The following is a 14625-nucleotide window of genomic DNA, read 5'->3' as shown; positions in this document are numbered from 1 at the left end:
TAAACCACAGGAAACGCGCGAAATGTCGGACGCGAACCCATACGCCTTGCTATTTGAACCGGTACAGATCGGTCCAGTCAAGGCCAAGAACCGCTTCTACCAAGTGCCCCATTGCACCGGCTTAGGGCACATGCGCCCGCGCGCAGATGCGGCGGTTCGGGGAATGAAGGCGGAAGGCGGATGGGCGGTGGTTGCGAACCAGGAAACTGAAATTCACCCCAGTTCTGACCTGTCTCCATTTCCAGAAGGGCGTCTTTGGGACGAGCGCGATATTCCTGCCCTGCGCCTGATGACCGACGCCGTGCATAAACACGGTGCATTGGCAGCCATTCAATTGGTGCACAATGGCAATCATGCGCCCAATCATCTTAGCCGCGCGCCCCTGATCGCGCCCTCCGAAATGAGCTCCGATTCCGCCATGCCCAAACAGGCCCGCGCCATGGACAAAGAAGACATTCGCGTGTTTCGTCGCTGGCATCGGGACGCCGCGCTGCGAGCGAAGGCTGCAGGAGCCGATATCATCTATGTCTATGCTGGTCACTCAATGTCCATTGCCCAGCATTTCATGCTGCCACACATGAATAGCCGGACCGATGAATATGGCGGTTCTCTGGAAAACCGCGTGCGTTTGGCGCGTGAATTGTTGGAAGATACGCGCGAGGCTGTCGGAGATACCTGCGCCGTCGCCCTCCGGTTTGCCATTGACGAAATGCAAGGCCCAGATGGGATGCAGGCGGCAGAGGAAGGCCGAGCAGTGGTGGAGTTGTTGTCAGATCTGCCAGACCTTTGGGATGTGAATGTTTCAGGTTGGGAAAACGACAGCGCCACAACACGCTTTCAGCCCCAAGACGGGTATCAAAATGACTATCTGTCTTTCGTCAAACAAGTCACCGGAAAACCGGTGGTTGGCGTGGGCCGCCTGACGTCGCCCGATATGATGCTGTCGATGGTGAAGAAAGGCATTGTCGATCTTATCGGAGCCGCCCGCCCTTCCATAGCCGACCCTTTTATTCCGAAGAAAATCGAAGAAGGTCGCATCGACGAAATCCGTGAATGCATCGGCTGCAATATTTGCGTGGCCTCAGACAACATCGGCATCCCGATCCGCTGCACCCAAAACCCTACGATGGGTGAAGAATGGCGGCGCGGCTGGCACCCGGAGATTATTCAGAAGCGAGGGTCCGAGGAGCAAGCCTTGGTCATTGGTAGTGGTCCAGCAGGCCTTGAATGCGCCATGCAGCTAGCCCGTCGCGGCTATGGTGTGACCTTGGCAGAGGGCGCCGGCGAATTTGGCGGGCGTGTTGCGACAGAAAGTAAGTTGCCCGGACTTTCCGCCTGGGGCCGCGTGATGGATTACCGGCTGAACGATCTAGCACAACGTAGCAATGTTGAGATGTTCACCGAGAGTGCATTGGGCGCAGAGCAAGTCGTGGAGTTGGGCATTCGGAATGTCTTTTTGGCCACGGGATCAAAGTGGCGACGTGATGGTGTCGGACGCAACACGATCCGCAATGCCCCAGAGATCGGCAGTAGCGCCAACATCCTGACGCCAGACGACATATTGTCCGGCAAAATTCCCCCCAATGGTCCGGTACTGATCTATGACGATGATCATATTTATATCGCTGACGTACTCGCTGAAAAACTGGCGAGGGCAGGCCACGAAGTTGTTTTTGCCACACCTGAGAGCCTGATCTCCAGCTTTACGACTTACACGCTTGAGCAACACCGCATTCAAGCGCGGCTCATTGAATTGGGTGTGGACATTCGATGCAATCAATCCTTGGGCGCTTTCTCTGGTCAAACGGCGACGGTTACCTGCATGTTTTCAGGTCGCGAAACTGAAATCGTCTGCTCATCGGTTGTTTTGATCACCGAGCGTACGCGCGAAACTGCGCTATACGACGCTTTGAAACCCCTGGAACTCAAAACTCTGGAACTGATCGGCGACGCCGCCCAACCCGGTCTAATCGTCGACGCCGTTTTCTCAGGGCACCGCGCGGCGAGGAATTTCGAACGCCCGAAGAATGAGGCCGAAAAAGATTGGTTCCGTCGTGAAATCATCGATCTGGAGGAGGCGTAATGCCCAACCGTACACTTGACTTGGATGATCTGATCGCCTCGCATAGGCTCGGCCATGCCATGCCCCGTGGGTTCTATACGTCGCAAGATATCTATGACTATGACATAGCTCAGGTCTGGAATCGCAATTGGCTGTGGGTCGGGCATGAAAGCCAAATTCCCAATCCGGGCGACTATTTCCTGTTTGACTATGGCCCAGAATCAATAATCGTCGTTCGCGACCTTGATGGAGAAATCCGCGCCCATCAAAACGTCTGCCGACATCGGGGATCACGGGTCTGCACCAAAGCGGAGGGCCGCGCGCGCGTTTTCGTTTGTCCCTATCACGCCTGGACGTTTGAGCTTTCTGGAAAGCTGCGTGCAGGTCAGAACATGGGAGCCGATTTCGATCCATCGAAATACGGATTGTTCCCGGTACAGATCTCCGTTTTTCAAGGGTTGATTTTTGCCTCTGCTGACGCCGCAACACCAGCCCTAGACACTGTCTTAGCGCAGCTTGCTCCGCTCACGGCGCCTTATGGTTTGAATGATCTTAAAATCGCTCACACAGCATCGTTCCCTGTGCCTGCCAACTGGAAACTAGCGGTTGAAAACTATCTTGAATGTTATCACTGCGGCCCGGCACACAAGGAATACTCCCGCTCACACAGCCTGAAATCACCGCAGGAAATGAAGGGTTTGGTCGGGCCATTGAGGGAACGCGCGAAAGACGCGGGTCTTTCCACAGATGAATTGGAGCTGATTGGGGCGGCGGCCACAACCCCCTTTACCAGTGCCTATTACCGCCGCTATCCCCTTTACGAAGGCTACAAAACCGGCAGCAAAACGGGTGAAGCCCTTGCACCGCTTTTGGGATCGCTGATGTCGTTCGACGGCGGCGCAACCGATCTCGGCATCGGCCCGCTCAACTGGTTCCTCATCTACTCCGATCACATGGTCGGTTATCGTTTCATTCCCCGCAAACTGCAGGAAACAGATATTCAGGTGGTTTGGTTCGTGCGCAGCGATGCTGAAGATGGCGCTGACTATGACAAGGATGACCTGACCTGGCTGTGGCATGTCACATCGCTGGACGACGAACGCATCATTCGCCACAACCAATCGGGCGTAAACTCTCACCACTTCCAACCTGGGCCATTGGGCGAAATGGAAACCTCGCTACAGGCTTTTTACGATTTCTATTTTGCCATGATCGGACCGGAACAAGAACAGAGGATCGCGATCCATGGCTGAAGTGAGAACACGACGCCGGGGCGGCGGCGGGCGCGCGGCGCGCATCAAGGTGCAAGAGGCGACAACCGGCAACGAAGCCGTTCGTGGCGGCTTGAGCGGAGGGCGCTATCGGCCTTTGTCGCAGGTTGATATTGAAAACATCCACAATGCTGCACTGACAGTTTTGGAGAGAACCGGTATCTCCGATCATTTCCCGGAACTCCTCGACCTGGTCTTGCCCAAAGGCGCGGTGATGAATGAACATAACCGCCTGTGTTTCCCGCGCGCCCTGATTGAAGACATCCTCGCCGGAGCTGGCACCGAGTTCTATGTTTATGCCCGTGGTGAGCGAGAAGGCAAAGACGACATGCATTGCACGGCGGAAAGCGTTTATTTCGCCAACTCTGGTACAGCCGTGACCACGTTTGATTCTGAGACCAAAAGCTACCGCCCTTCTGTATTGCGTGATGTTTATGATTTCACCCGGCTGGTGGACCGCCTGGAAAACATTCATATGCTGGGTGACACGGTGCTGGCGACCGATGTAACTGACGACCTTTCGCACGATATGAACACCATCTATGCGATACTGGCCGGCAGTCAGAAACCCGCCTGTCTGACCTTTCGCGACCGCAGCCATATCCCCCATGCCATCCGTATGTTTGATCTCGCCCAGGGTGGTGAAGGCAGCTTCATGAAAAAGCCCAGCGTCATCTTTGGCGGCTGCCCCATGGTCTCGCCGCTAAGGATCGGCAAGGAAAACATGGAGATAATGATTGACACCGCTAAACTGGGCTTGACCGTCGATCTGGCCGTTCCACCTCAGGCCGGTGCTACTGCGCCCGCAACCCTTGCCGGGACGCTGGTGCAAACCGTCGCCGAAACGCTCGCCTGCGTGGCCATCGTCAACCTGATTACACCTGGCTGTCCAATCTGCTTTGCTGCATGGCCCTTTATAACCGACCTGCGCAGCGGGTCGTTCACCGGCGGCAGCGGCGAACAGGCCTTGATCGCAGCGGCAGCCGTTCAAATGGGCAATTTCTATAACCTGCCTACTTCTGTGGGCGCGGGTATGACCGACGCCAAAATTCCGGACGCCCAATACGGGTTGGAAAAAGCGTTGACCTTTACACTGGCCGCCCATGCGGGTGCCAATCGCCTTTGTGAATTCGGCGGCATGATCGGTTCACTCATGGGCTGCAGTTTTGAAAGCATGGTGATCGACGATGAGGCGGGTGGAATGATTTTGCGTTCCTTGCGTGGCATCGAAGTGACCGACGAAACCATGGCGGTTGACATCATCCACAAATGCGCCATCGACCCGGGCCATTTTTTGGGGAACCCCCACACTTTGAATTATATGACGAGCGAATTCATCTACCCCGAGCTGATGGATCGAGAACGCACAGATACTTGGGAAAATGAAGGTAAAACTGACCTGCTGGATCGCGCCCGAGATAAGGCCAATTCCATCCTCGACACTCATTTCCCCAACTATTTCGGTGCTGCCGATGCGCAGGTGCGTGAAGAGTTTTCGATCGTCATGAGCACTGAGGATATGGCTCGCCGTGGATAACTCCGACGCCAAACAATGGGACAATGACCATTTCCTCCACCCGTGGGAGGGGATGCAAACGCTTCGTCAGAACGATCGCACGTTTATGGAAGGGGCCAGCGGCATTCATGTGGTGAACGACAAGGGTGAACGGCTGATCGATGGGCCTGGCGGCATGTGGTGTACTCAGATCGGCTATGGGCGTGAGGAGATGGCCGAAGCAATGGCCGAGCAAGCTCGTAAACTTGCTTATTTCTCGCCATTCAATGCCACCAATTCTACTGCCAGCCACTTTGCCCGTGAGATCGCCAAACGCGCGCCGGGGGATCTGAACAACGTCTTCTTCACTACCGGCGGATCAACAGCGGTGGATACCGCCATTCGGTTCACCCACTTCCGCAACAACCTGCTGAACAAACCAAAGAAGAAAATCATCATCTCACGCCAAAAAGCCTATCACGGCAGCACGTATCTGGCTGCCAGCGTCAGCGGCAAAGAACGGGACCGTCTTTGGCTGGATAAGGCCGATCACCTGGCGCATTTTCTGCCCGATGTGAACCCCTTGCACCGGGGCGAAGGTCAAAGCATCGATGCATTTCTCGATGAAAAAATTGCGGACTTGGAAGAAGCAATTCAATCACTCGGCGCGGACAAAGTAGCAGCCTTTATCGCCGAACCGATCCTCGCCTCAGGCGGCGTTATCGTGCCCCCCGAAGGCTATCACAAACGCTGCCTTGAGGTCTGCCACAAGCACGATGTTCTCTATATCTCTGACGAAGTGGTCACCGCTTTCGGCCGTCTCGGTCATTGGTTCGCCTCTAAAGACGTCTTTGGCATTGAGCCGGACATCATCACCTGCGCCAAGGGCCTCACCTCGGGCTATGCGCCTATGGGAGCCGCGATCATCTCAGATCGGTTGATTGATGATGTGGCGGGCAGGGACGCTGCTTTTTCAAATGGTTACACATACTCAGGCCACCCCGTTAGCGCTGCCGCCGGTTTGAAGAGCATAGAGATAATTGAACATGACGAAATTCTGGAACATGTGCGCCGCGTAACACCCATTTTTCAAGGTCGATTGCAGGAGTTGCGCAACATCGACATCGTTGCTGATGTGCGTGGAATGGGATTGATGGGATGTGTGCAATGTTCGGAAAAAGGCAAGGCCCGCGGCGACCTGGGGCGAGACTATGAGATCGGCGCATTGATCGATCAAGAATGTCAAAAGCGCGGCCTGATCCTTCGTCCGATCATCAATATGTGTGTTTTCTCGCCACCTTTGATAATCACGGAAGCCGAGATCCATCAGATGTTTGACATATTGAAAGAAGGGATCGAGGCAGCAACGAGCCTGGCTAAGAACCCGTAGCAAGGTTTTGAGCAGGCCGAGCTTCTTCGATAAGCGGATTCCGTCAATTTGCAGAGCTCGCTGTATAGTGACGCGCAGTCAAAACCGTAGCTTTCAGCACACCAAAGTTCGCGACAAAACCATTCGTAAGGTCAACTGTCATGCTAGATGGTCGTCAACACAAAAAAACCCGCCTACTAGGCGGGTTTTTTAGTTTTCAAGCCCCGATCAATGCACGACGGCATCATCAGGACGCGGTCGTTCGGATGTGCCCAACCGATCACCGATGATCAGACCCTCGGGTCCGGCTGTGACCGGCACCGTCTCGCCATCCTTGATCTCACCAGCGAGCAGTGCTTCGGCCAGCGGGTTCTGCAGGGCGCGCTGGATCACGCGTTTCAGCGGGCGAGCCCCAAAGACCGGGTCATAGCCCTCGTCGGCCAGCCATTCCTTGGCGCCGCCGTCCAAGACCAGCTCGATCTTGCGGGCGGCCAGGCGTTTCTGCAAACGCGCCATCTGGATATCGACGATGCCATCCATGTCGGCCCGCTTGAGCCGGTCGAAGATGATCGTCTCATCCAGTCGATTCAGGAATTCGGGCCGGAAATGGGCCCGGACCGCATCCATCACATCCCGCCGCGCCTGCGCGCTGTCTGCGCCTTCGGGCAGCTGGCTGAGCGCCTGAGACCCAAGGTTCGACGTCAGGATGATCAGCGTCTGTTTGAAGTCCACGGTGCGACCCTGGCCATCGGTCAGCACGCCATCGTCCAGAACCTGCAACAGCACGTTGAACACATCCGGGTGCGCCTTTTCAACCTCGTCAAACAGCACCACCTGGTAGGGTCGGCGCCGCACGGCTTCGGTCAGCACACCGCCTTCGTCGTAGCCGACATAGCCCGGAGGGGCGCCGATCAGACGGGCAACCGCGTGTTTCTCCATGAACTCGGACATATCGATACGCACCATCGCGTTGTCGTCGTCGAACAGGAAGTTCGCCACAGCTTTGGTCAGCTCGGTCTTACCTACACCCGTGGGCCCGAGGAACAGGAACGAGCCCAGCGGGCGACCTTCGTCATTCAGGCCCGCACGCGCACGACGTACAGCATTGGCCACAGCAGTGACCGCTGCATCCTGACCGATCACGCGGGAATGCAGATCGTCTTCCATCCGCAGCAGCTTCTCGCGCTCGCCTTCCAGCATCTTCGAGGTCGGGATACCGGTCCAGCGTTCAACCACCGAAGCGATCTGTTCCGGACGCACCGTTTCCTCAGCCATCATCTGGCTGCTTTCGGCATTTTCGGCCTCGGTTAGCTTTTTCTCAAGCTCAGGGATGACGCCGTAAGACAGCTCCCCCGCTTTGGCGAGGTTGCCTTCACGCTTGGCAATCTCGAGATCAGCGCGTGCCTTGTCGAGCTGCTCTTTCAGATCGCGTGCACCAGCCAGCTTATCGCGTTCGGCCTGCCACTGGGCAGTCATCTCAGCGGATTTCTCCTGCAGATCGGCCAGATCCTTTTGCAAGGTTTCCAGTCGGTCCTTGGAGGCCGCATCATCTTCGAGCTTCAGCGCTTGTTCCTCAATCTGCATCTGCAGAATCTGGCGATCCAGTTGATCGAGTTCCTCGGGCTTGCTGTCCACTTCCATCCGCAAGCGAGCCGACGCTTCATCGACTAGGTCGATGGCCTTGTCGGGCAGGAAGCGATCAGTGATGTAGCGATGCGACAGGGTCGCTGCCGACACCAAAGCCGAGTCTGAGATACGCACACCGTGGTGTAGTTCGTACTTTTCCTTGATGCCGCGCAAGATGCTGATCGTGTCTTCGACGGTCGGTTCTTGCACCACAACGGGCTGGAATCGTCGTGCAAGTGCTGCGTCTTTTTCCACGTACTTGCGATACTCATCCAGCGTGGTCGCGCCGATACAGTGCAGCTCTCCCCGGGCAAGCGCGGGCTTGATCAGGTTCGCGGCGTCCATCGCGCCATCGGATTTCCCGGCACCGACCAGCGTGTGCATCTCGTCGATGAACAGGATAATTTCACCGGCGGCCTCGGTGACCTCGGTCAGAACGGCCTTGAGGCGTTCTTCGAACTCACCGCGATATTTCGCACCGGCGATCAGTGCACCCATATCGAGCGCAAGCAGCTTTTTATCTTTCAACGACTCCGGCACGTCACCGTTGATGATGCGCAGGGCCATGCCCTCGGCAATCGCGGTTTTACCCACGCCGGGCTCCCCGATCAGAACCGGGTTGTTCTTGGTGCGGCGCGACAGAACCTGCATCGAGCGGCGGATTTCCTCATCCCGTCCGATGATCGGGTCAATCTTGCCTTCAGCGGCCGCCTCGGTCAGGTCGCGCGCGTATTTCTTGAGCGCATCATAGCCCTCTTCCGCCGAGGCGGTGTCAGCGGTGCGACCCTTGCGGATGTCATTGATCGCCTCATTTAGTTTCTGGGCGGACACCGCACCGGCCTCCAACGCCTCTTTGGCCTTGGATTTCACCATGCACAGCGCCATCAACACGCGCTCGACCGGCACAAAGCTGTCGCCCGCCTTGGTGGCTATCTTTGCGGCCTCGTCCAGAACTTTGGCGGTCTGGCCGTCCATGTAGATCTGGCTTGCATCGCCACTGACCTTTGGGATTTTTCCCATCGCCGCATCCAGTGCTTCAACCACACGGCCGGGCGCGCCGCCGGCGCGTGTGATCAGGTTGCTCGCCAGCCCCTGATCGTCATCCATCAATGCTTTCAGTATATGTGTGGGCTCCAGCCTCTGGTGCCCCTCGCGCAGCGCAATTGTCTGCGCTGCTTGCACGAATCCCCGTGCCCGCTCGGTGAACTTGTTTAAGTCCATTGCTATTCTCCTTTTCCAAGCGCCCTAAATGCAAAGCGCCCGCTTGGCAGCACGCTCCTGTCTGGGCCTCACATTCAATCTGGGAGATATCTTTGCCGGTTCAAGAGGCTAGGGCACAGAATCAGACCTTATTCGCGCTGTATTGTATACACCGTGTAACCACCGGTTTCAGCCACCTGTACCGCACCCTGCTCGTCCACCAATGTCTGCGCCGCGTTGCTACCTGTAGGACAAGATACTAGGTCTGCAGTGTGATCTAGAAAATTGCCTGTAAAGGCAGTTTCGCCCGTGAGCTGACACCAATCATCTTCGGACCGATACCCCCCCACAAGACGCAGGTCATCATTTGTGGGTGCAGGCGCAGCACCTGTGTCCGACGGATCGGTCGGGGTTTCGTTGCACGCGGCCAATGCAAGTACTGTCCCCAGCAAAACCAGTTTTTTCATATCCTGTCCCTTTTTGTGAGTTTTTACTTTGAATTTGCGCCACCATAGCACAGATCCAAATCCGCTGCGGCAGCCAACCTGCATGGACACACGCGCCTGAACCCGCTAGGACGCAGACGTTTGCCAAAAGGAGCCTGCCCAATGTCCGATGACCGTCTGATCGTTGCCCTTGATGTTCCCAACGCGCTGCAGGGGCTGGCCATGGCCGAGCGGTTGGGTGACAGCGTCTCGTTCTACAAGATCGGGCTGGGCATGCTAACCGGTGGTGGCTTGGCGCTGGCCAATGAACTGAAACAAGACCACGGCAAACGCATCTTCCTGGACATGAAACTGTTCGACATTGGCAACACCGTCGAAAACGCGGTGCGCGGGTTGACGCACTTTGATCTGGATTTTCTGACAGTCCATGGTGATCCGCATGTGGTGCGCGCGGCGAAAGAAGGGGCCTCAGGCAAAGACTTGAAAATTCTAGCGGTGACGATCCTGACTTCTCTGAACCGCGACGATCTGGATGCCAGCCTGTTGAAATCAGGCGACGTGCAGGACCTGGTTGTCGAGCGCGCCGCCAAAGCGTTGGAGGCAGGTGCGGACGGCGTCATTGCCAGCCCGCAAGAGGCTGCACTGATCCGCGCCCTGCCACAATCCGAAGGGCGCTTGATCGTCACCCCCGGCGTGCGACCGACAGGTGCTGCATTGGGCGATCAGAAGCGTGTGGCGACCCCCGCCAGTGCCATCAGCGACGGGGCAGACCACATCGTTGTCGGACGCCCAATCTATCAGGCGGACGACCCGAAGGCGGCGGCACAGGCGGTTCTTAATGAGTTAAATTCTTTGACACGGCACTGAGCGCCTTTGGGAATCGCAGGCCGGTAAGCCGGGAAATATCCACGAAATCTTGACCTTACGTCAATCTCAGGGGATTCACGCCGGATTTCCTCTGTGCCCCAAAATACACATGAGAAACCCAACTTTTAGGGTCACAAAGCTTAAACCTATCTAAATATAGAGAATTACGGGAGTCTGGGTTTGAGACACTCCCCAACGAACCGTTTCTTCCTGAGGTTCGTTACTTTCCCCCCGCACACTTGCGGGGGGTTTCTTTATAAGCAGATTTACAGGACCTTTGATCGCTGGAAGTCGATGGTATAAAGGGCTGCCCGAACTATCCGCGGAACGTGTGGGAACGCAGATGCCCGTTCTTTGCCGAGATTGCCTGACCTCTCTGACAGACGAACGGCGCTGCCCGTCCTGCGGTAGCCCCCGCTTAACGTTGCATGCCGAATTGTTTGATCTGTCTATCGCGCATATGGATTGCGATGCCTTCTACGCCTCGGTCGAAAAGCGCGACAACCCTGAACTGGCGGATAAACCGGTCATCATCGGGGGCGGCAAACGGGGTGTCGTGTCGACGGCCTGTTACGTGGCGCGGATTCGGGGCGTGCGATCGGCCATGCCGATGTTCAAGGCCTTGCAGCTTTGCCCCGAGGCCGTGGTGATCAAACCGCGCATGTCGGTCTATGCCGAAGTGTCTCGCGATATCCGGGCGATGATGGATGAGCTGACCCCGGATGTGGAACCGCTGTCGCTGGACGAGGCTTTCATGGATTTATCTGGCACCAAACGTCTGCATGGCGCACCGCCTGCGATTATGCTGGCGCGTTTGGTCAAGCGGATGAAGGACGAGTTGGGGCTTACCGGCTCAATCGGGCTGAGTCACAACAAGTTTCTGGCCAAGGTTGCGTCCGACCTCGACAAGCCGCGCGGATTTTCGGTGATCGGCAAAGCCGAAACGGCGGAGTTCTTGCATGACAAGCCGGTGCGGCTGATCTGGGGGATTGGCCCGGCGGCGCAGGAATCGCTTGAGCGCGCCGGTATTCGGGCGTTTTCTGATTTACTGCGCTGGGATCAAGAGGCGCTGACCGCCCGCTTCGGATCCATGGGCTATCGGCTGTGGCATCTGGCGCGTGGGCAAGACAAACGCCGCGTTTCGGCGCATGAGCCGATGAAATCGATCAGCAACGAGACGACATTCTTTGAGGACACAGCAAGTCTGGACATTCTGGACGGTCACATCTGGCGCATGGCTTTGAAAGTGTCCGACCGGGCCAAGGCCAAAGGGTTGGCAGGCCGGGTAGTCACGCTGAAACTGAAGAAGGCCAATCACAAAATTCTGACGCGCCGCGTGTCTTTGCGGGACCCAACTCAGATAGCGGACCGGATTTATCGAACCGCACGCGGCTTGTTTGATCAGGTCGGTGATCAAGGGCCTTACCGTCTATTGGGATGTGGCCTGTCAGATTTGTGCTCTGCCGACCAAGCCGATATCTCAGGTGATTTGCTTGACCCTGATGCCGTGCGCAGATCACAGGCCGAACGGGCCACAGATGAAATCCGTCAGAAGTTTGGGACAGATGCCATTGTTAAAGGGCGCGCGCTGCGGTGAAGTTACTCGGCTGCCAGTCGCATCGGTCGCGCGCCGATGCTGGCGATTTCAGCGATCACTTGCCTAAGAACGTCCGAAAACTCTTCGAAATTAGCGTTCGGTGTGATTTTTTCCTCGTCCATGTATAGCGCCCTGTCGATCTCGATCTGGACCGCATGTTGATGCCGTGCGGGCCGGCCGTAAGTTTGCGTAACATAGGCACCCGCAAATGGCGCATTGCGTGCCACGTTAAGCCCCGCCGAGGCAAAGGCAGATTCGACCCGGTCGACAATCTCGCCCGAGGCTGAGGCCCCAAACCGATCACCAAGTACAATATCGGGTCGCTTGCTGCGCGCGGTGCCGGCCATCGCGACGGCCTCATGCGGCATCGAGTGGCAATCGACCAGAATGGCCTGACCAAACTTGCTGTGCGATTCGGCTAGCAGAGATTTGAGACGCGCATGGTAAGGTCGCCAGTACGTGTCGATCCGCAACCGCGCCTCATCCATGGTCAGCTTGCCACGGTAAATGGCACGTCCGTTCGCCACAACACGCGGGATCACACCCAGCCCCGATGCAACACGCGGGTTATGCCCATGTCTGCGGGCTCCGCTGATCAAAGCGGGGTCGAGCTCATCTGCACTGCGGTTCAGGTCAAGATAGGCCCGCGGCATGGCGGCTTGAATGAATGGCGCGCCTTGATCGGCGGCTGATGCGAACAACAAATCGATAAACGCGTCTTCTGAGGATCGAATCACATTGCGATTCAAAACAGAACGCTTCAGAAGCGCTTCGGGATAGTCCCGCCCGCTATGTGGCGAAGAAAAAACCGCACAAGAGCTGCGGATTTCGGGCATATCCAATACAAAGGCCGCGTTCTGCATGATCCCTCCATGTTCGCATTGAACATAGACCGGAAAATAGTTCTACCAAACCCCTTGAACCCATTTGCGACTCCTTTTATAGACCCCGCTACCGGCGCGGGTATCCGCGCCCCATTTCGTTGTGGGGCAAGGTTCGCAAAGGGTTCATGGGCGGTTAGCTCAGCGGTAGAGCACTTCGTTGACATCGAAGGGGTCACAAGTTCGATCCTTGTACCGCCCACCATGATTTCACTGTTCCGGGTTTCCGGGACACCCGACTAACCCAGGCGCTGGCCACGTCCTTGATGAAGGCGCCGCAGATTGGAGACAGACCATGAAGGTCAAGAACTCGCTCCGCTCGCTCAAAAACCGGCACCGTGATTGCCGGGTTGTGCGTCGCAAAGGCCGCGTCTACGTGATCAACAAGACGCAGCGCAAGTTCAAAGCTCGCCAGGGCTAAGAACTGCACACTTCAAGTCGAGAGAACCGCGCTGCAGAGCGCGGTTTTTTGTTTGCAACAACTAGGCAATGTTGGCTTTAAGGAGAAAGCAGCCGATAACCGCACCGCGACAGATTTGTTTCGCGTGAACGAATGCGGTGCGGACACACTGGAGTTTTACTGCAGGCGAATTGCCGTAGACGTCTTCATTACATACGCACATTTATTTGACGAAAGCAGCAGGGAGTCGAAACGCCAAAGTACAGGACGCCTCTCCACTGCGTGTTGCGTATGACTAAATATGCAGGAATTAGCTAGGTTAAGAAGGATGGCAAGCTAAAGCAATCTTGCGAACTTCTGTTCGCCTGCCGGACAAATGTGTTTTGCGACATGCGAATTGCCAAGAATTGCGGAAGCAATGTCTTCGGGAGAACAATCGTATGATCACCGCGCTTAGCTACATAGGTATTCGTTCCAATAAGTCAGATGATTGGCGGCAGTTCGCTGGCAATGTGCTGGGCATGCAGATCGTGGATCACGGTGGTCGCAACACTGCGTTTCGGATGGACGATCAGAGCCAGCGGCTAATCGTATCAGATGAGCCTGGCGATACCTTGGCCTATATCGGGTGGGAGGTCGGTGAGAAGTCCGACCTGGAAAAGCTAGCCGCCAGACTAGAGGCGGCCGGACACAATGTTATCCTGGGGGATCGTGGTCTGGCGAACCGCCGTTACGTGACTGAAATTATTACTTGCGCCGATCCCGCTGGAAACCGGCTTGAGTTTATTTGGAGGCCGGAGAAAACGACCGATCCCTTTATCCCGGGTCGACCCATAGAAGGGTTCAAGACCGGCCCATACGGCATGGGGCACGCCGTTTTGCATGTGTCGGACGCCGAAGCACTGGTGCCATTTTATTGCGACGTTCTTGGCTTCCATTTGAGCGACTATGGCTTGAAGCCCATTCCCCTCTATTTCTTTCATGTCAACGGCCGTCATCACAGCTTTGCCATCGTAGGCTCGGGGCAGGCAGGGTTTCATCATTTCATGGTGGAATACGACAATTTGGACGATGTAGGCCAGGGGTATGATCTGGCCCAGACTGGTCTTGCCGAAATCGCCTATACACTCGGGCGACACACAAACGATTACATGACAAGCTTCTATGCCCATACGCCGTCAGGCTTTTTCGTAGAAAGCGGATGGGGTGGGAGGATCATCGATCCGGCTACGTGGGAGCCGTGCGAAACAAATGTCGGTCCCAGCTTCTGGGGCCACGAGCGGCTCTACCTGAAGGAACAGGAGCGTGCCGCCTTTCGCGAGAAGCGACTGGCAACCGCAGCCGCGGGGCACAGGGCGCCAAGCGTTGTGAATTGCCCCTGGCTCTACGGGCAAGTTCCCGAGGTCTGAGC

At 56.5% G+C, this 14625-nt stretch carries 11 protein-coding genes and 1 tRNA gene; 9 read left to right on the top strand and 3 right to left on the bottom strand.

Going from position 1 to position 14625, the window contains the following annotated elements; translation table 11 throughout:
- Nucleotides 1–22: 22 nt before the first annotated feature.
- From Q1B21_RS07735 to Q1B21_RS07720, 4 genes are read left to right on the top strand one after another with little or no spacing between them, the layout of a single operon-like run.
- Complete coding sequence (locus Q1B21_RS07735) at nt 23–2083, top strand: FAD-dependent oxidoreductase (RefSeq protein WP_299887904.1); 2061 nt, start codon at nt 23–25, stop codon at nt 2081–2083.
- Nucleotides 2083–3315: an aromatic ring-hydroxylating dioxygenase subunit alpha gene (locus Q1B21_RS07730; RefSeq protein ID WP_299887901.1), complete on the top strand. Its 1233-nt coding sequence runs from the start codon at nt 2083–2085 to the stop codon at nt 3313–3315. The genes Q1B21_RS07735 and Q1B21_RS07730 overlap by 1 nt, the downstream gene beginning before the upstream one ends.
- Entirely contained in the window at nt 3308–4870 is a 1563-nt protein-coding gene (locus tag Q1B21_RS07725; RefSeq protein ID WP_298937977.1) for a trimethylamine methyltransferase family protein, read from the top strand. Before Q1B21_RS07730 ends, Q1B21_RS07725 begins: the two co-directional genes overlap by 8 nt.
- Before the next feature lie 52 nt (nt 4871–4922).
- A complete protein-coding gene (locus tag Q1B21_RS07720) occupies nt 4923–6218 on the top strand; it encodes an aminotransferase (protein WP_299888511.1) in 1296 nt (431 codons plus the stop codon).
- A gap of 207 nt (nt 6219–6425) precedes the next feature.
- On the opposite strand, the gene clpB is transcribed toward Q1B21_RS07720, so the two are convergent.
- Together clpB and Q1B21_RS07710 are read right to left on the bottom strand one after the other, a co-directional pair.
- Nucleotides 6426–9044, bottom strand: coding sequence for an ATP-dependent chaperone ClpB (gene clpB / locus Q1B21_RS07715; RefSeq protein ID WP_299887897.1), 2619 nt, complete (start codon nt 9042–9044; stop codon nt 6426–6428).
- 128 nt (nt 9045–9172) lie between these two features.
- The gene (locus Q1B21_RS07710; RefSeq protein ID WP_299887894.1) at nt 9173–9490 is read right to left on the bottom strand and encodes a hypothetical protein; all 318 of its coding nucleotides are present in this window, start codon (nt 9488–9490) and stop codon (nt 9173–9175) included.
- A gap of 141 nt (nt 9491–9631) precedes the next feature.
- On the opposite strand from Q1B21_RS07710, the gene pyrF reads away from it, so the two are divergent.
- Entirely contained in the window at nt 9632–10336 is a 705-nt protein-coding gene (pyrF, locus tag Q1B21_RS07705) for an orotidine-5'-phosphate decarboxylase (RefSeq protein ID WP_299887892.1), read from the top strand.
- A 343-nt stretch (nt 10337–10679) separates the two neighbouring features.
- The gene (locus Q1B21_RS07700; RefSeq protein ID WP_299887889.1) at nt 10680–11933 is read left to right on the top strand and encodes a DNA polymerase IV; all 1254 of its coding nucleotides are present in this window, start codon (nt 10680–10682) and stop codon (nt 11931–11933) included.
- A 2-nt stretch (nt 11934–11935) separates the two neighbouring features.
- Here Q1B21_RS07700 and Q1B21_RS07695 read toward each other — a convergent pair whose 3' ends face one another.
- Nucleotides 11936–12796 carry an N-formylglutamate amidohydrolase gene (locus Q1B21_RS07695; protein ID WP_299887887.1) on the bottom strand — a complete coding sequence of 287 codons (861 nt, stop codon included), beginning with the start codon at nt 12794–12796 and terminating at the stop codon, nt 11936–11938.
- Nucleotides 12797–12944: 148 nt separating this feature from the next.
- Between Q1B21_RS07695 and Q1B21_RS07690 the strand changes: the two genes are divergently transcribed.
- From Q1B21_RS07690 to Q1B21_RS07680, 3 genes are all read left to right on the top strand, one after another.
- Nucleotides 12945–13019: transfer RNA gene (locus Q1B21_RS07690), tRNA-Val, on the top strand.
- Between the two features lie 90 nt (nt 13020–13109).
- Nucleotides 13110–13235, top strand: coding sequence for a type B 50S ribosomal protein L36 (gene ykgO, locus Q1B21_RS07685; protein ID WP_005648635.1), 126 nt, complete (start codon nt 13110–13112; stop codon nt 13233–13235).
- A 419-nt stretch (nt 13236–13654) separates the two neighbouring features.
- A complete protein-coding gene (locus Q1B21_RS07680) occupies nt 13655–14623 on the top strand; it encodes a VOC family protein (protein WP_299887885.1) in 969 nt (322 codons plus the stop codon).
- Nucleotides 14624–14625: the final 2 nt, after the last annotated feature.

This window comes from uncultured Ruegeria sp., from assembly GCF_947504215.1.
In the GTDB taxonomy this organism is placed as follows: domain Bacteria; phylum Pseudomonadota; class Alphaproteobacteria; order Rhodobacterales; family Rhodobacteraceae; genus Ruegeria.
This window is presented reverse-complemented; position numbering and strand designations above follow the sequence as displayed.